Origin of the sequence: Trinickia fusca, assembly GCF_003628145.1 — a bacterium.
In the GTDB taxonomy this organism is placed as follows: domain Bacteria; phylum Pseudomonadota; class Gammaproteobacteria; order Burkholderiales; family Burkholderiaceae; genus Trinickia; species Trinickia fusca.
The window spans coordinates 828,247-845,721 of sequence record NZ_RBZV01000002.1; the positions used below are offsets into that span (position 1 = coordinate 828,247).

Genomic DNA, 17,475 nt, shown 5'->3' on the forward strand with positions numbered 1-17,475 from the left:
CTTACTGCCACATCGTCATTGGAGACTGTCATGACCGCTGCTGCTACTGCCACTCGTGTGATTTCCTGGTTCGAGATCCCCGCGCTCGATTTCGATCGTGCCGTGCGCTTCTACGAAGCGGCGCTCGACACGCCGCTGTCGCGCGAAGTGTTCGGCGGCGTGCCGATAGCCGTCTTCGCGAAAGAGGAAGAAGCCACGGGCGGCTGCATCGTTCACCAGCCGGGCCAGATGCGGCCCGCCGCGGCCGGCGAAGGCGTGCTCGTCTATCTGAACGCCGAACCGTCGGTCTCGGCCACGCTCGAACGCATCGCGCGCGCGGGTGGCAAACAGGACGGCTCGGTGATCGAGCTGCCCAACGACATCGGTTACATCGGCTATTTCGTCGACACCGAAGGCAACCGCGTCGGCCTGCATTCGAAGAACCTGCGCTGAGCCACGCACGCAACGGGCGGGGCCGGCGCTATCATCGCGACACCGGCGGCCCCGTCTGCTGCTCGTTCCGTTCGCCACTGCGTCTTTTGCGTCTTCGTCATTTCGTCGCCCGATCCTTGCCATGCCCCGTCGCGCCGATCGCCTCTTCCAAATCGCCGAACTGCTGCGCGGCAGGCGCCTGACCACCGCGCAGCAGCTGGCCGAATGGCTCAGCGTATCGCCGCGCACGGTCTATCGCGACGTGCGCGACTTGCAGCTTTCGGGCGTGCCGATCGAAGGCGAAGCGGGGATCGGCTATCGTTTGAGCCGCTCGGCCAGTCTGCCTCCGCTCACGTTCACGGCCGACGAGCTGACGGCGCTGGCAGCCGGTGCGCGCATGATCGAAACATGGGGCGGCGCGGGTCTGGCGGGCGGTGCCCGCTCGGCGCTCGCCAAAATCGCCTCGGCCATGCCGGCCGACAAGCGCGCCACGCTCGAGCGCCTTGCCGTGTTCGCGCCGTCGTTCCATGTCGACCGGCAATTCTCGGAAAACGTCGATGCGCTGCATCGCGCCGTCGATACGCACCACGTCGTGAGCTTCGCCTACTGCGATCGGGTCGGCGCGCAGACGGAGCGGCGCATCTGGCCGCTGAGCCTCGTGTACTGGGGAGGACGTTGGACAGTCGGTGCCTGGTGCGAGCTGCGCTCGGATTTTCGCAACTTCGACATCGCGCGCATGACGCACGTGACGCCGCACGAGCCGTTTCCCGATAGGGAAGGCCGCCGCCTGGCCGACTACCTGCGGCGCGTGCAAGCCCCGTCGAACCGGGGCTCCCGCGCGCAGCCATCCTAATCGACGGTCTTGACCATATCCTCGATGACCTTCTTCGCGTCACCGAAGACCATCATCGTCTTGTCCATGTAGAACAGCTCGTTGTCGAGGCCCGCGTAGCCGGCCGCCATCGAGCGCTTGTTGACGATGACGGTGCGCGCCTTGTAGGCCTCGATGATCGGCATGCCGGCGATCGGCGATTTCGGGTCGGTCTTCGCGGCTGGATTGACGACGTCGTTGGCCCCTAGCACGAGCACGACATCGGTTCTCCCGAACTCGTTGTTGATGTCCTCCATCTCGAAGACGAGGTCGTACGGCACTTCGGCTTCGGCAAGCAGCACATTCATGTGCCCCGGCATGCGGCCCGCGACGGGGTGGATCGCATAACGCACGTCGACGCCCTTCTCGACCAGCTTGTCGGTGAGCTCCTTCAACGCATGCTGGGCGCGCGCCACCGCCAACCCGTAGCCAGGCACGATGACGACGCTCTCGGCATTGCCGAGCATGAACGCGGCGTCCTCGGCCGAGCCCGACTTCACGGGCCGCTGCTCGCCCGCGCCGCCCGCCGCTTGCGCGCCCGGCTCGGCACCGAAGCCGCCCAGCAGCACGTTGAAGAACGAGCGATTCATCGCGTGGCACATGATGTACGAGAGGATCGCACCGGACGAGCCGACGAGCGAACCTGCGATGATCAGCATCGCGTTGTTCAGCGAGAAGCCGATACCGGCCGCGGCCCAACCCGAGTACGAGTTCAGCATCGACACCACGACCGGCATATCCGCGCCGCCGATCGGGATGATGATGAGCACACCGAGCGCGAACGCGATGAGCGTCATGATGATGAAGGGCAGCCACGACTGCGTGAGGAAAAAGATCACGCCGAAGCCGAGCATGCCGAGCGCGAGCATCAGGTTGATCAGATGCTGGCCCGGATAGACGACGGGTGCGCCCTGGAACAAGCGGAACTTGTACTTGCCCGAGAGCTTGCCGAACGCGATCACCGACCCCGAGAACGTGATGGCGCCGACGACGGTACCGATGAACAGCTCGACGCGGTTGCCGTACGGCAGGAAGTTTTCATAGGGCGCGTCTTCGGGAATGAGCCCGAATGCGGCCGGCTCATAGACAACCGCATAAGCGATCGCCACCGCCGCGAGACCGATCAGCGAGTGCATCGCGGCCACGAGCTCGGGCATCTTGGTCATCTCGACGCGCGCAGCCACGAACGCACCGATCGCCCCACCGACGACGAGCGCGGCGAACAACAGAGCGAGGCCCAGCCCGAGACTCGAGCCCAGCGCCGACGCCTGCTTGACGATCAGCGAGACGGTCGTGAGGATCGCGATCGCCATGCCGACCATGCCGAAGACGTTGCCGGCACGCGCGCTTTTCGGGCTGGACAGCCCCTTGAGCGCCTGAATGAAGCACACCGACGCGACGAGATACAGCAGCGTAACGACGTTCATGCTCATTTACGCGCCCTCCTTCTTCGTCTGCTTCGGCTCTTTCTTCTTGAACATCTCGAGCATGCGGCGCGTCACGAGAAAGCCGCCGAACACGTTGACGGCCGCTAGCAGCACGGCAAACGTGCCGAAGAACTTGCCCGGCCCGCCATTGGTCAGCCCGGTCGCGAGCATTGCGCCGACGATGACGATCGCCGAGATCGCATTGGTCACGGCCATCAGCGGCGTATGCAGCGCGGGCGTGACGTTCCAGACGACGTGATAGCCGACGTAGACGGCCAGCACGAAGATGATGAGGTTGATCACCGTATGGTTGATGATTTCCATCGCGCTCTCCCGTTAGGCTGCTTTGCGTGCGACGGCTCCGTCGCGCGCGAGCAGCGTCGCCGCAACGATGTCGTCGGTCATGTCGATGTTCAAGGCGCCCTCCTTCGTCACGATGAGCTTGAGGAAGTCGAGCAGGTTGCGCGCATACAGCGACGACGCGTCGGCCGCGACCATCGCCGGCAGATTCGTATGTCCGACGATCGTCACGCCATGCTTGACGACGACCTTGTCAGGCTCGGTCAGCGGACAGTTGCCGCCACGCACGCCAGGCTGCCCCGCGAGCTCGGCTCCGCGTCCCGCGGCCAGATCGATGATGACCGAGCCGGGCCGCATCGCCTGCACGGCCAGCTCCGACAGCAGCGTAGGCGCATCGCGGCCGGGGATCAGCGCCGTCGTGATGACGATGTCGGCCTGCTTCGCGCGTTCGTTCACCTGCAAGGCCTGACGGGCGAGCCAGCTCGCCGGCATCGGCCGCGCATAGCCGCCGACGCCTTCGGCAGCCTCGCGCTCCTCGTCCGTCTCGTAGGGCACGTCGATGAACTTCCCGCCTAGCGATTCGATCTGCTCCTTGACGGCCGGCCGCACATCGGACGCCTCGATGACGGCCCCCAGGCGCCGCGCCGTCGCGATCGCCTGCAGGCCCGCGACACCGGCGCCGAGGATGAGCACGCGCGCGGCTTTCACGGTGCCGGCGGCCGTCATCAACATCGGCATGAAGCGCGGATAGAGATCGGCCGCGAGCAGCACGGCCTTGTAGCCGGCGATGTTGGCCTGCGAAGAAAGCACATCGAGACTTTGTGCGCGCGTCGTGCGCGGCGCGGCTTCGAGCGCGAACGCGGTCACGCCCGCGCTGGCCAGGCGTGCGGCGTTGTCGGCATTGAACGGATCGAGCATGCCGACGAGCACCGCCCCGCGCTTCATCTGCGCCAGTTCGGTTTCGTTGGGGGATTGGACTTTGAGAACGAGCTCGGCGCCTAGCGCCGTGGCCGCATCGACGAGTTCGGCGCCCACGGCGGCGAATTGCTCGTCGGGAAAGCTCGCGGCACCGCCCGCACCGCGCTCGACGGTGACGCGATGCCCGCTGCCGACGTATTTCTTGACCGTCTCGGGCGTCGCGGCGACGCGGGCCTCATGCGTGCGCGTCTCGGCTGGCACTCCGATGTGCATCGTCGAATCCTCCTCACCTTCTCGTTGTTGAAGCGAAGCGAAGACGGTCCGACGTTGCACGCCGGCTCCATCATCTGACTAGATTCACGGCATTTCCGGTGCTACGGCTGGGGGTGGGCGCCGCGAGGCCGCGGCACACCGAAGCGACACTTTAACCGAAGTTGTGCGATGCGACGAAAAGAGGCGCCGATCAGGAGCAAGCCCTCTACTCGGGTAGCAAGACGGTCGACAGACGGCCTACGGACCGGTACGCGCGGCATGTCGGCGTACCCGTCGGCGCTCGCCCGGCGGCTTGTTGCGGCAAACGGTAAAATGCACCCTTATGAAACAGGAACGCTGGAGCCCGCACGTTACGGTCGCGGCCGTCATCGAGCGCGACGGGCGCTTTCTCGTCGTCGAGGAGCACACGCCCGACGGCCTGCGCATCAATCAGCCGGCCGGCCATCTGGAGGCCGGCGAAACGCTCGTCGATGCCGCCAGGCGCGAGACGCTGGAGGAAACGGCGCGCGCGTTCTCGCCCGAGGCCCTCGTCGGCGTCTACATGACGCACATCGACCAGGCCGAGGGGATGGGTGCGACGTATCTGCGCTTCACCTTCTGCGGCACGATCGGGCAAGCGCATGACGCACGCGCGCTCGACGCCGGCATCGTGCGCACGCTGTGGCTCACGGCCGACGAGCTGCGCGCCTGTCAGGCGCGCCATCGCACGCCGCTCGTGTTGCGCTCGGTCGAGGACTACCTCGCGGGCCGGCGTTTTCCGCTCGACTTCGTGCACACGCATTCGGTCGGGCCAGCCCAAACGGATAGTTGATTCAATGAGCAAGCAAAGAGTGGTGGTCGGGATGTCGGGCGGCGTCGATTCGTCGGTGACGGCCTGGCTGCTCAAGCAGGAAGGCTACGACGTGGTCGGCCTGTTCATGAAGAACTGGGAAGACGATGACGACGGCGAGTACTGCTCGACGCGGCAGGACTGGATCGACGTCGTCTCCGTCGCCGATCTGATCGGCATCGACGTCGAAGCCGTCAATTTCGCGGCCGAATACAAGGACCGCGTCTTCGCCGAGTTTCTGCGCGAATACTCGGCCGGCCGCACGCCGAACCCCGACGTGCTGTGCAACGCCGAGATCAAGTTCAAGGCGTTTCTCGACCACGCGATGTCGCTGGGCGCCGACACGATCGCAACGGGCCACTACGCGCGCGTGCGCGAAGTCGACGGGCGCTTCGAGCTGCTCAAGGCGAAGGACCACACGAAGGACCAGTCGTACTTCCTGCATCGCTTGAATCAGGCGCAGCTGTCCAAGACGCGCTTTCCGCTCGGCGAGATCCCGAAGACGCAAGTACGCGCGATCGCCGAGCAAATCGGTCTGCCGAACGCGAAGAAGAAGGACTCGACCGGCATCTGCTTCATCGGCGAGCGGCCGTTCCGCGATTTTCTGAACCGCTACCTGCCCACCCGCCCAGGCCCGATGAAGACGCCCGACGGCAAGGTGGTCGGCGAGCACATCGGCCTCGCGTTCTACACGTTCGGCCAGCGCAAGGGCATCGGCCTCGGCGGCAGCAAGAGCGGCAGCGGCGAGCCGTGGTTCGTGGCGCGCAAAGATATGGCCGCCAACACGCTGTATGTGGTGCAAGGCCACGATCATCCATGGCTGCTCTCGCGCACACTGGTGGCCGGCAACACGAGCTGGGTGGCGGGCGCCGCGCCCGAGCCCGGCACGCATTGCGGCGCCAAGACGCGTTATCGGCAGGCCGATAGCGCCTGCAGGTTCGGCACGTTCGCTGCCGGCCCCGACGACGAAGCGCGTTTCGAGCTCGCGTTCGATGTGCCGCAGTGGGCCGTGACGCCGGGCCAGTCGGCCGTGTTGTACGACGGCGACGTGTGCCTCGGCGGCGGCATCATCGAAGCGGCAGCGGCGGGCGAAGCGGTGCCGAGCCAGGCTGCGACGCTCGTGCACACGGGCTGACGCGGTAGGAGGGCGCGACCTCCACGACCCGAGTGACCGCCCTACTTCCTGAGACGACCGGCCGAGCGCGGCGCGTGCGGTTGCGATTGCACCCTATCTAAAGCCGCCGTTCACGCATTGCGATTAAACTTGCGCATCTTTTAGCTCACGGCAGTCGCCCACGCCTTCCCGGCGCTTGCCGCCCTGGAGGTTGTCCCCGATGTTTTCCCGACGCTACTTCGCGATCTGGTTGGCCGTACTCGCGGCCGCATCCTGCGCATCGCTTGCCGCGCGCCATGTCATTGCCTGGTGGTGGCTCGCCGCCCCGCTCGCACTCGTCGCGCTCGGCCTATACGACTTGCGCCAGCGGCGCCATAGCATCCTGCGCAACTATCCGATCGCCGGCCATCTGCGCTTTTTCCTCGAATTCATCCGCCCCGAGATCCGCCAGTACTTCGTCGAGGACGACACCGAGGAGAAGCCGTTTTCGCGTGCCCAGCGCACGATCGTCTATCAGCGCGCCAAGAACGAGCCGGACAGCCGCCCGTACGGCACCGAGCTCGACGTCAAGGCCGTCGCGCACGAGTGGATCAGCCATTCGCTCGCGCCCACCCAGCTCAAGACGCACGACTTCCGCATCGTCGTCGGCCCCGAGCGCGCGCAGCCGTACTCGATGTCGATCTTCAACATTTCGGCGATGAGCTTCGGCGCGCTGTCGGCCAACGCGATCCGATCGCTCAATCTCGGCGCGAAAAAAGGCGGCTTCGCGCACGACACCGGTGAAGGCTCGATGTCGAAGCACCACCGCGAGCACGGCGGCGACGTGATCTGGGAAATCGCTTCGGGCTACTTCGGCTGCCGCAACGACGACGGCACGTTCAACCCCGAGAAGTTCGCGAAGCAGGCGCGCGAGCCGCAGGTGAAGATGATCGAGGTGAAGTTATCGCAAGGCGCCAAGCCCGGCCACGGCGGCGTGCTGCCCGCGGCCAAGGTCACGCCCGAAATCTCTGAGGCGCGCGGCGTGCCGATGGGCCGCGACTGCATTTCGCCGGCCGCGCACAGCGAATTCTCGACGCCGCAAGGCCTGCTCGAATTCGTCGACCGGCTGCGCACGCTCTCGGGCGGCAAGCCGACCGGCTTCAAGCTGTGCATCGGCCATCCGTGGGAGTTTTTCGGCATTGCCAAGGCAATGCTCGAGACCGGCATCCTGCCCGACTTCATCGTCGTCGACGGCGCCGAGGGCGGCACGGGTGCCGCACCGCTCGAATTCACCGATCACATCGGCGTGCCGCTGCAGGAAGGGCTGCTGCTCGTACACAACACGCTCGTCGGCATCGGCCTGCGCGAGAAGATCCGCATCGGCGCGAGCGGCAAGATCATCACGGCGTTCGACATCGCGCGCACGCTCGCGATCGGCGCAGACTGGGTCAACTCGGCGCGCGGCTTCATGTTCGCCGTCGGCTGCATCCAGGCGCAGACCTGCCATACGGGGCGCTGCCCGACCGGCGTCGCCACGCAAGACCCGGTCCGTCAGCGCGCGCTCGTCGTGCCCGACAAGGCCGATCGCGTGTTCAATTTCCATCACAACACGCTGCACGCGCTGCGCGAGATCGTGCAGGCAGCCGGCCTCGAGCATCCGCAACAGCTGCGCGCGCACCACATCGTGCGGCGTGTGTCGTCCCATGAGGTGCGGTTGATGTCCGATCTGCTCAAGTACCTGGAGCCGAACGACCTCATCAACGGCCACTACCGCTATTCGCTGTATGAGAAGTGGTGGCCGCTCGCGCGCGGCGACTCGTTCGCGCCCAAGGAGACCACGCCCGCGGTGTAATAGCGCGATCCGAACCGGTTACGGTCCAGCGCATTCATCAGTAGAAAGCCGAGGCCGGCGCGTGCACCGAAGCACTCGCCGAGCACGGCCGCACGCGTGCCTTGCGGGACGCGTGCGCGACGGGGAACGGCATCGAGGGGATCGGGCATGGCTGCCTCCGTCTAATGAGCGGAGCCTGCCGCACCCGATACGTCAGGCGGGGGTAGTGTCGACGAATGACGGGCGTTGCGAAAGCTTCGCGAAATGCTTCTCGAGATTCGGATGGTCTTCGCGCCAATTCAATTGCGGCATGCGGAAGTCGAGGTAACCGAGCGCGCACCCCACGGCGATGTCCGCCAGCGAGTAATGGTTGTTCGCGCACCAGGGCTTGGTACCGAGCCCTTGCGACATCGCGACAAGGCCCTCGTCGATCTTGCGCTGCTGGTGCGCGACCCAGGCGTCGCTGCGCACCCCTTCCGCACGCTGCGTGCTTTCGAGGCGGATCAGCACGGCCGCATCGAGCATGCCGTCGGCGAGCGCTTCCCAGCAACGCACCTCGACGCGCTCGCGCCCCGATTGCGGAATCAGCTTGCCGACCGGCGAGAGCGTGTCGACGTATTCGCAGATGACGCGCGAATCGAACACTGCCTCACCGTCTTCCATGACGAGACACGGCACCTTGCCGATCGGATTGAAGGTATGAATGGTGGTATCCGGTGACCAGACATCCTCGAGCACCAACTGATAGTCGATCTTCTTTTCGGAGAGCACGATCCGTGCCTTGCGCACGAACGGGCTCGCGAGCGAACCGATTAATTTGATCATCTGCCTTTCTCTCAAGAAAACGCCGGGGCCGCCCCTGCTGCCTTCGACCCCTGTCTGATGCGGGGCCAGCCGCGCGGCGATGGGCGGGGGCCCTTTAAAGCGCGTGAAAGAGTATACGTTGCCGACGATCATAACGGCGCACTGCAACGCCGTCATATCGGCGCCGATCGGCCGATGGGCGTCTGTCGGCGGAATGCAACAGGCCGCAAGCGCCCCGTGCTCGTGCACCTCCAGGAACGGCAGCCGATTGGGCGCTACAATCGCACGATGAATCCGCCGACCGAATCCCCCATCGCCGTCTCCGTCTATCACGCCCGCCGCGAGCGCGTGCTCGCCGCGCTGCGTGCCGCGGGCGGCGGCCTCGCCATCGTGCCGACGGCGCCCGAGGTGTCGCGCAACCGCGATGCCGACTACCCGTATCGTCACGACAGCTATTTCTACTACCTGACCGGCTTCACCGAGCCGCAGGCGACGCTCGTGCTCGATGCGAGCGCCCAGGATGGCCAGCCCGCGGCACTGCTGTTCTGCCGCCCGAAGAACGCCGAGCGCGAGACCTGGGAAGGCTTTCACTACGGCCCCGATGCGGCGCGCGAAGCGTTCGGCTTCGATGCGGCATTTCCGGTCGACGCACTCGATGCCGAGATGCCGCGGCTGCTCGCCGACGCCCGGACGCTGCACTATGGCTTTGGCCACTCGGCCGAGCTCGACGGCCAGGTGCGACGCTGGCTCGACGCCGTGCGTGCGCAAGGCCGCAGCGGCGTGGCCCCGCCCGCCACGCTCGCCGACCTGACGCCGCTGCTCGACGACATGCGGCTCTTCAAGGATGAACACGAACTCGGAGTGATGCGCCGCGCCGCCCGCATTTCGGCCGAGGCGCACTTGCGCGCGATGCGGGCATGCCGTCTGGGTATGCGCGAGTACGAGCTCGAGGCCGAGCTGCTCTACACCTTCCGGCGCCATGGCGCGCAGGCGCCTGCCTACGGCTCGATCGTCGCGGCCGGCGCCAACGCTTGTGTGCTGCACTACCCGGCCGGCAATGCGCGCCTGCGCGAGGGCGACCTGATCCTCATCGATGCGGCGTGCGAGCTCGACGGCTATGCGGCCGACATCACACGGACCTTTCCGGCCAACGGGCGCTATTCGCCCGCGCAGCGCGAGCTGTACGACATCGTGCTTGCCGCGCAGCAGGCGGCCGTCGAAGCGACGCGTCCCGGCGTGAGCTTCGAGGCGCCGCACGACGCCGCCGTGCGCGTGCTTGCGCAGGGCCTGCTCGATACGGGCATCATTGCACGCGAGCGTTTTTCGTCGGTCGACGACGTGATCGCCGAGCGCGCATACAGCCGCTTCTACATGCACCGCACCGGTCACTGGCTCGGCATGGACGTGCACGATTGCGGCGACTACCGCGAGCGCCAAGGCGAGCGCGACGGGAACGGCGCCCTGCCGTGGCGCGTGCTGCACCCGGCCATGACGCTGACGATCGAGCCGGGCCTATACGTACGCGCGGCCGAAGACGTGCCTGAGCGCTATTGGGACATCGGCATCCGCATCGAGGACGACGCGATCGTCACCGCCACGGGCTGCGAGTTGATCACGCGCGACGTGCCCGTCGAAGCCGACGCGATCGAAGCGCTGATGCGCGAAGCCCGCCCCGATGCCGTGCCGGTCTGATCAATGAGCAACATTCAGTCTTCCTCCGCCCCGTTCGACTTCGACGTGACGATCGTCGGCGCCGGACCCGTGGGCCTTGCGCTGGCCGCCTGGCTCGCGCGGCGTAGCGGCACGGCGCAGTTGTCGGTCGCACTGATCGATGCGCGCGAGCCCGACGCGCACGCCGGCGACCCGCGCGCGATCGCCGTCTCGCAGGGCAGCCGCATGCTGCTCGAGCCGCTTTCGGCATGGCCCCTTGATGCCACGGCGATCGAACGCATCCACGTCTCGCAACGCGGCCATTTCGGCCGCACGTTGATCGAGCGCGACGAGCACGACTTGCCGGCACTCGGCTACGTCGCACGCTACGGCTCGATCGTGCAGGCGCTCGCGCATGCCGTGCGACGCACGCCGATACATTGGCTCACCTCGACGGCGGCCCTCGCGCCGCAGGCCGAGCCCGGCGGCAGCGCCGTGTGCCTGCCGATCGAGAGCGCGCACGTGCGGCGCACGCTGCGCACGCGCATTCTCGTCAATGCCGAAGGCGGTCTGTACGGCGATCCGCGTCGAATCAAGGACGGCGGAGCGAAAACCGAAGCGAACGATGAGACCGGTAGCCAAACCCACGACCGCCGCCATCTGCGCGATTACGGCCAGACGGCCATCGTCGGCACGGTGACGGTGTCGGCACCCCAGCCGCATGTCGCGTGGGAGCGCTTCACCCGCGAAGGCCCGATCGCGCTGCTGCCGATGGGCGGCGTGCGCCAGGCCGACTACGCGCTCGTCTGGTGCATGTCGCCCGAACAGGCGGCGCGGCGCGCCCCGCTGTCCGATGCGGCGCTGCTGACCGAGCTCGGCGCCGCCTTTGGCGAACGCATGGGCCGCTTCGAATCGATTCGGGGCCGGGCCGCGTTCCCGCTCGGGCTCGCGGCCGAAAAAAAGCTCGTCGACGGACGCATCGCGGCGATCGGCAATGCCGCGCAAACACTGCACCCCGTCGCGGGTCAAGGCATGAACCTGGGCTTGCGCGATGCGCATGCCCTCGCCGATGCGCTCGCTCACCACGGCGCCACGCCGGACGCCCTGGCGGCTTTCGCGGCACGCCGCGCGCTCGATCGGCGTCTGACGATCCGTGCGACCGATGCGCTCGCGCGCGCGTTCACGGTCGAGTTCGGCCCCCTCGCCGCGCTACGCGGCCTCGCGCTGACGGCGCTCGAATGTGTGCCGCCCGCGAAGACGGCACTGGCGCGTCAAATGATGTTCGGCCAGCGCCGCTGAGGGCTCTGGAGGACGGGCCGCGCCCCGGGGCGGCCCGCCGTCCGCATCTTGCGCCAGTCCATCAAGCCCCATCAATCGCCGGACTAACCGCTGCAAAGAGCGCTTTCGGCGTCCGCGCTATTCATCTCCCCCATGAATAGGGGAGCTTTCCGCGCGTCCTGGTAAAATACCCGTTTCCCTTGTCTTATCGTCGTCCCATGCCCGCGCCGTCCGGCTGCGTGGGCGATCGCTCCATCATGCCAACGCTCGGCCCGCACACTCTGCGTAACAACCTATTCGTCGCCCCGATGGCGGGCGTCACGGATCGGCCGTTCCGCCAGCTCTGCAAGCACCTCGGTGCCGGCTATGCCGTGTCCGAGATGGTCGCGTCGAACGCGCAGCTATGGAAGAGCGAGAAGACGATGCGCCGAGCCAACCATGCGGGGGAAGTCGAACCGATCGCCGTGCAGATCGCGGGCGCCGATCCGGCCATGATGGCCGAGGCCGCGCGCTACAACGTCGCGAACGGTGCGCAGATCATCGACATCAACATGGGCTGCCCGGCGAAAAAGGTCTGCAACGTCGCGGCCGGCTCCGCGCTGCTGCAGAACGAACCGCTCGTCGTGCGCATCGTCGAGGCCGTCGTGGCGGCCGTCGGCACCGGGCCCGACGCGGTGCCCGTCACGCTGAAGATCCGCACGGGCTGGGACCGTGAGCACAAGAACGCCGTGCACATCGCGCGGCTCGCCGAAGCGGCCGGCATCTCGATGCTGACCGTGCACGGCCGCACGCGCGCCGATCTGTACCACGGCGAAGCCGAGTACGAGACGATCGCCGCGGTCAAGGCGGCTGTCCGTATTCCGATCGTCGCCAACGGCGACATCGATTCGCCGCCGAAGGCCAAGGCCGTACTCGCGGCCACCGGCGCCGACGCGATCATGATCGGCCGCGCGGCGCAGGGGCGCCCGTGGCTGTTCCGTGAGATCGAGCATTACCTGAAGACGGGCGAGCTGCTGCCACCGCCGCGCATCGCCGAGATCCGCCAGGTGATGAACGGGCACCTCGAGGATCACTATGTCTTTTATGGTGAGTTCACGGGCGTGCGTACTGCGCGCAAGCACATCGGCTGGTACACTCGCGGCCTTTCCGGCGCCAATGCGTTCCGGCACCGGATGAATACGCTCGATACCACGCGCGAACAACTGCTCGCCGTCAACGAATTCTTCGACGAGCAGGAGGCACGCTCCGAGCGCCTCGTCTATGTCGACGACGACGCCCCCGGCCGTGACGATGCGCCCGGCAGCCGCGAGCCGAACCGAAACGAACCCTTAGCAGCATGAGCAAGCACAACATCGAACAATGCGTCCGCGACAGCCTGGATATGTACTTTCAGGACCTCGACGGATCCAACCCGCACGACGTCTATGAAATGGTGATGTCGTGCGTCGAAAAACCGATGCTCGAGGTGGTGCTCGAGCAGGCCGGCGGCAACCAGTCGCTCGCCGCCGACTATCTCGGCATCAACCGCAACACGTTGCGCAAGAAGTTGCAGCAGCACGGCCTGCTGTAGTCGCTCGCGCCGCCCTCGTCTCTTTTCGGTCTTCGTTTCCATCATGATCAAGCAAGCGCTCATCTCCGTCTCCGACAAGTCGGGCATCGTCGAATTCGCTCAATCGCTGTCGGCGCTCGGCGTCAAGATCCTGTCGACGGGCGGCACCGCGAAACTGCTCGCCGACGCCGGCCTCGCCGTGACCGAGGTCGCCGACTACACGGGCTTCCCCGAAATGCTCGACGGGCGCGTAAAAACGCTGCATCCGAAGGTGCATGGCGGCATCCTCGCGCGTCGCGACTTGCCCGAGCACATGGCCGCGCTCGAAGCGCACGGCATCCCGACGATCGACCTGCTCGTCGTGAACCTGTATCCGTTCGTCGCCACCGTCTCGAAGGACGAGTGCACGCTCGAAGATGCGATCGAGAACATCGACATCGGCGGCCCCACGATGCTGCGCTCGGCGGCGAAGAACCACCGCGACGTGACTGTCGTCGTCGACCCGGCCGACTATGCGACCGTGCTCGACGAAATGCGCGCGAACGGCAACGCGGTCAGCTACAAGACCAACTTCCGCCTCGCCACCAAGGTGTTCGCCCATACGGCGCAATACGACGGCGCAATCACGAACTATCTGACGAGCCTGACCGAAGCGCTGCAACATTCGTCGCGCAATACGTACCCGTCGACGATGAACCTGGCGTTCGAGAAGGTGCAGGACCTGCGCTACGGCGAGAACCCGCATCAAAGCGCCGCCTTCTACCGCGACCTCGTCGTGCCGGCCGGCGCGCTGGCTGGCTACCGCCAGCTGCAGGGCAAGGAGCTGTCGTACAACAACATCGCCGACGCCGATGCCGCCTGGGAATGCGTGAAGACGTTCGATGCGCCGGCCTGCGTGATCATCAAGCACGCCAATCCGTGTGGCGTGGCCGTCGGTGCCGATTCGCTCGAGGCTTACTCGAAGGCGTTCCAGACCGATCCGACGTCGGCTTTCGGCGGCATCATCGCGTTCAACCGCGAAGTCGACGAAGCGGCGGCCAACGCCGTGGCCAAGCAGTTCGTCGAAGTGCTGATCGCCCCGTCGTTGACGGACGGCGCCAAGCAGGTATTCGCCGCCAAGCAGAACGTGCGCGTGCTCGAGATCGCGCTCGGCGCAGGCCAGAACCCGTTCGATTTCAAGCGTGTCGGCGGCGGTCTGCTCGTGCAATCGCCCGATGCGAAGAACGTGCTGCAGCGTGATCTGCGCGTCGTGACGCGCCGTCACCCGACGCCGCAGGAAATGGACGATCTGATGTTCGCATGGCGCGTCGCGAAGTTCGTGAAGTCGAACGCGATCGTGTTCTGCGGCAAGGGCATGACGCTCGGCGTCGGCGCGGGCCAGATGAGCCGTGTCGATTCGGCACGCATCGCCAGCATCAAGGCACAAAACGCCGGCCTGACGCTGAACGGTTCGGCCGTCGCCTCTGACGCATTCTTCCCGTTCCGTGACGGCCTCGACGTCGTCGTGGCAGCGGGCGCGACCTGCGTGATTCAGCCGGGCGGCTCGATGCGCGACGACGAAGTGATCGCCGCAGCCGACGAGCACAACATCGCGATGGTGATGACGGGCGTGCGGCACTTCCGGCATTGAGTCGAATCGGCCTCTGCCGATTTCACTGCACTGTGCAAAAGACCGGCGGTCGCAAGACCGCCGGTCTTTTTTTTGGCGATCGCTGACGACCACCTCTAAGTCCATTTTTCTGGACTAAAGCGGTTAGCCGAAAACTTCTATGCTTCTGCTCTTCTGATTTACTGAGCAGCACGTCGATTGATTAGTTCTACAAAATATTAATCGATATCCGGCATCGAAGCGAAGCGGGCAACCCACCTGCCCGCTCGGCTCAACCAACGTCCGATCATGGCCCCACAAGATCAAGAATTCGTCATCGCGGGAGCCGGCATTGCCGGCATGACGCTGGCGCTCCTGCTTCATCGCATGGGCCGGCCAGTCCTTCTTTTGGAAAGAAGAACGCAAGACGCCTTTCTGAGCGAGGAATCGCGTTCGATCAACTTCACGTTGACGGCTCGCGGCTTGACGGCGTTACGTCGCCTGGGGCTACAGGACCGCGCGCTGAACAGCGCCGTCCGGCTGCGTAGGCGCGTCGTGCACGACCGTTTCGGCGCGATCGCAACGCAGCGCTATGGCTCGCAGGACACGCATGCCATCTATTCGATTCGCAGAAAGGCGCTGTTGGAAATGCTGTATGAAGCCATTCGCGGCATACCCGGGATATCGATCATCCATGACGCGCCAGTCGAGACCATCGACTGCCATTCCGGCATGCTGACCTATTCCTGCGGCGAGCAACGCCAAACTATCCGTGCCGGCACTATCGTCGCCGCAGACGGCGCGTTCTCGCGCGTGCGCTCGTCGTTCGTCCAACAGACGTCGGCACACTGTCATCTGACCGACTTTCCCTCCCGCTACCTGGAATTGCACGGCGGCCGCGACTTCGTCGCCAAGCTCGGTCTGCCACTGGATGCATTGCACGTCTGGCCCGGCCACCAGGCGCTGCTCGTCGGCATCCCCAACCCCGATGCGACGATCGCGCTCATGTTCGTCTCCGAGGACTTGCAAGGGTACAACCGCGAGCGCTTCGCGCAAATCTTCGCCTCGCACTTTCCTCGAGTGCCGATCACGGCAGACATGGCGTCGCAATTGAAGGCGGCGCCGCTGGGGAGGCTTGCCTCCGGCGAACTCAGCCGCTGGCACCACGAAAGCCGCGTCGTGTTCGTCGGCGACGCCTGCCATCCCGTACTGCCGTTCTACGGCCAAGGCATGAACGCCGCCTTGGAGGACTGCTTCGTCCTCAGCGATCTGATCGGCAGCGAAACCTCGCGCGCGCAAGCGTTCACGCTCTACGAAGCGCGTCGCAAACCCCAGACCGACGCGCTCGCCGTGCTTTCGCGCTCGCACTTTTCGAATCTGCAACGGGGGGCGTTATCCGCCCGCTGGCAGGCATCGACGTTCATGGACCTGTGGCTTGCCCGGCTCACGCGTGGCAGCTGGTTCTACGAATACGAAAAAGTCGCGCACACGAATCTCCCCTACGACTCGATCGTCGCGCGCCTGGCACGACAACGTTCGATCAAACGGCGCAGCGGTCTATTGCTGGTCGAGCTGGGCCTGGCATTCGCGATTTCACTCCTCCGCCAATTGAGGTTGCAACTATGGACGCTTCGCCGTTCGTCGTCGCGCGCGACGACATCCGTGCCATCACCGAGATAGAAATTCAGGGTCGCACGCACTCGCTGGGTGAGCATCGCGACTTTCGCCGTCACGAGGCACTGGCTCGGTTTCTCCCTTCAGCGGGGCGAACTTCCTTGAGCTGGACGCGCCTCACGGCCGGCCAGGAGCTTGCGGTGCATGCGCATCCCACCAAGTCGATGATCGTGATCACTGGGGGGCGCGGTCGTCTGCTCGGCGCTTATCCACGTGACCTCTGCGAAGGCGACGTCGTCGCAGTGCCAGCGGGTGCGCCGCATGGCTTTCGGACCGATAGCGAGCTGACCGCCTTGTCGATTCAGTTCGAGGGAGCGGGTCTCTATGAGGACGAGCGCGCGCCGCGCGCAACTTTTGTCGACGATTTCGGCAAACGGCTGCTCGAGTATCAAGAACAGCGCTTTGTTCGACACATCACGCAGCCGTTTTTTGGCCTGCTGACCGACGGCACGCTGGCGCACCCCGAGCGCCGCGCCCGGCTGCTCGCCTGCCTCTATCAGTGGTCGAAAGCCTTTCAGCGGATGATGTTTCTGCGTCAAGGCCTCACGCACGGCGTGCCGTGGGAGCCCCTGTTCCTCCATCACTTTCATGAGGAGCTTGGACACGACGAGTTGCTGGCGCATGAGTGGCACGCCGCGCAACAGGCGGACTCGGCGATCGAAGCTTGCGCTTCGTGGTTTCTGTATCGAACCGTGGCCGGCGACAACCTCGAACGGCTGGTGCTCACGCATTTCGTGCTGGAGCGCAGTGCCGAAGTCTTCCATCGTCTGGCCAGCAAGATGTCTTCGCATGCGTATTTCGCGGCCCATGCCGGCGTGGACGAAAGCCACCATCTGCTCGGGCGAGGTGAACTCCAGGGAATGACCGAACCGACGTTTCGGCGATTGCTCCACGTATCGGGCCAGGCCTGGGACATCCTGGAACTCATGCTCGAACGCATCGTCAAGATCGTCGATCAGGATTCCTATGTTTGATAGAG

16 protein-coding genes are annotated in these 17,475 nt (G+C 65.6%); 12 read left to right on the plus strand and 4 right to left on the minus strand.

Annotated features, from left to right (window positions below; all coding sequences use genetic code 11):
- Positions 1-30: 30 nt before the first annotated feature.
- Positions 31-432 (plus strand): VOC family protein, encoded by a 402-nt coding sequence (locus D7S89_RS08445; protein WP_121277152.1) that lies wholly within the window; start codon positions 31-33, stop codon positions 430-432.
- A gap of 121 nt (positions 433-553) precedes the next feature.
- Positions 554-1,264, plus strand: a complete 711-nt coding sequence (locus D7S89_RS08450; protein ID WP_121277153.1) for a helix-turn-helix transcriptional regulator — start codon at positions 554-556, stop codon at positions 1,262-1,264.
- On the opposite strand, the gene D7S89_RS08455 is transcribed toward D7S89_RS08450, so the two are convergent.
- Genes D7S89_RS08455 through D7S89_RS08465 form a run of 3 tightly spaced genes read right to left on the minus strand, consistent with a single transcriptional unit; the run spans position 1,261 to position 4,200 of the window.
- Positions 1,261-2,715, minus strand: a complete 1,455-nt coding sequence (locus D7S89_RS08455; protein ID WP_121277154.1) for an NAD(P)(+) transhydrogenase (Re/Si-specific) subunit beta — start codon at positions 2,713-2,715, stop codon at positions 1,261-1,263. The two genes, D7S89_RS08450 and D7S89_RS08455, sit on opposite strands and share 4 nt — an antisense overlap.
- A complete protein-coding gene (locus D7S89_RS08460) occupies positions 2,716-3,033 on the minus strand; it encodes a proton-translocating transhydrogenase family protein (RefSeq protein ID WP_121277155.1) in 318 nt (105 codons plus the stop codon).
- 12 nt (positions 3,034-3,045) lie between these two features.
- Positions 3,046-4,200 carry a Re/Si-specific NAD(P)(+) transhydrogenase subunit alpha gene (locus tag D7S89_RS08465; protein WP_121277156.1) on the minus strand — a complete coding sequence of 385 codons (1,155 nt, stop codon included), beginning with the start codon at positions 4,198-4,200 and terminating at the stop codon, positions 3,046-3,048.
- Between the two features lie 322 nt (positions 4,201-4,522).
- Between D7S89_RS08465 and D7S89_RS08470 the strand changes: the two genes are divergently transcribed.
- The 3 genes from D7S89_RS08470 (at position 4,523) to D7S89_RS08480 (ending at position 7,974) form a co-directional block, all read left to right on the plus strand.
- Positions 4,523-5,011 (plus strand): NUDIX hydrolase, encoded by a 489-nt coding sequence (locus D7S89_RS08470; RefSeq protein ID WP_121277157.1) that lies wholly within the window; start codon positions 4,523-4,525, stop codon positions 5,009-5,011.
- A gap of 4 nt (positions 5,012-5,015) precedes the next feature.
- Positions 5,016-6,164: a tRNA 2-thiouridine(34) synthase MnmA gene (gene mnmA / locus D7S89_RS08475; RefSeq protein ID WP_121277158.1), complete on the plus strand. Its 1,149-nt coding sequence runs from the start codon at positions 5,016-5,018 to the stop codon at positions 6,162-6,164.
- A gap of 199 nt (positions 6,165-6,363) precedes the next feature.
- Positions 6,364-7,974 carry an FMN-binding glutamate synthase family protein gene (locus tag D7S89_RS08480; protein ID WP_121277159.1) on the plus strand — a complete coding sequence of 537 codons (1,611 nt, stop codon included), beginning with the start codon at positions 6,364-6,366 and terminating at the stop codon, positions 7,972-7,974.
- A 192-nt stretch (positions 7,975-8,166) separates the two neighbouring features.
- Here D7S89_RS08480 and D7S89_RS08485 read toward each other — a convergent pair whose 3' ends face one another.
- The gene (locus D7S89_RS08485; protein WP_121277160.1) at positions 8,167-8,778 is read right to left on the minus strand and encodes a glutathione S-transferase family protein; all 612 of its coding nucleotides are present in this window, start codon (positions 8,776-8,778) and stop codon (positions 8,167-8,169) included.
- Positions 8,779-9,045: 267 nt separating this feature from the next.
- Here D7S89_RS08485 and D7S89_RS08490 point away from each other — a divergent pair, with 267 nt between their 5' ends.
- The 7 genes from D7S89_RS08490 (at position 9,046) to D7S89_RS08520 (ending at position 17,470) form a co-directional block, all read left to right on the plus strand.
- The gene (locus tag D7S89_RS08490; RefSeq protein ID WP_121277374.1) at positions 9,046-10,449 is read left to right on the plus strand and encodes an aminopeptidase P N-terminal domain-containing protein; all 1,404 of its coding nucleotides are present in this window, start codon (positions 9,046-9,048) and stop codon (positions 10,447-10,449) included.
- A gap of 3 nt (positions 10,450-10,452) precedes the next feature.
- Positions 10,453-11,706: a UbiH/UbiF/VisC/COQ6 family ubiquinone biosynthesis hydroxylase gene (locus D7S89_RS08495; protein ID WP_121277161.1), complete on the plus strand. Its 1,254-nt coding sequence runs from the start codon at positions 10,453-10,455 to the stop codon at positions 11,704-11,706.
- 236 nt (positions 11,707-11,942) lie between these two features.
- Positions 11,943-13,025, plus strand: coding sequence for a tRNA dihydrouridine synthase DusB (dusB, locus tag D7S89_RS08500; protein ID WP_121277375.1), 1,083 nt, complete (start codon positions 11,943-11,945; stop codon positions 13,023-13,025).
- Positions 13,022-13,255 (plus strand): Fis family transcriptional regulator, encoded by a 234-nt coding sequence (locus tag D7S89_RS08505; protein ID WP_121277162.1) that lies wholly within the window; start codon positions 13,022-13,024, stop codon positions 13,253-13,255. The genes dusB and D7S89_RS08505 overlap by 4 nt, the downstream gene beginning before the upstream one ends.
- 43 nt (positions 13,256-13,298) lie before the next feature.
- On the plus strand, positions 13,299-14,864 hold the full coding sequence (gene purH / locus D7S89_RS08510) for a bifunctional phosphoribosylaminoimidazolecarboxamide formyltransferase/IMP cyclohydrolase (RefSeq protein WP_121277163.1): 1,566 nt from the start codon (positions 13,299-13,301) through the stop codon (positions 14,862-14,864).
- Positions 14,865-15,131: 267 nt separating this feature from the next.
- A complete protein-coding gene (locus tag D7S89_RS08515; RefSeq protein WP_121277164.1) occupies positions 15,132-16,502 on the plus strand; it encodes an FAD-dependent oxidoreductase in 1,371 nt (456 codons plus the stop codon).
- Positions 16,445-17,470, plus strand: a complete 1,026-nt coding sequence (locus tag D7S89_RS08520) for a cupin domain-containing protein (RefSeq protein ID WP_121277165.1) — start codon at positions 16,445-16,447, stop codon at positions 17,468-17,470. Before D7S89_RS08515 ends, D7S89_RS08520 begins: the two co-directional genes overlap by 58 nt.
- Positions 17,471-17,475: the final 5 nt, after the last annotated feature.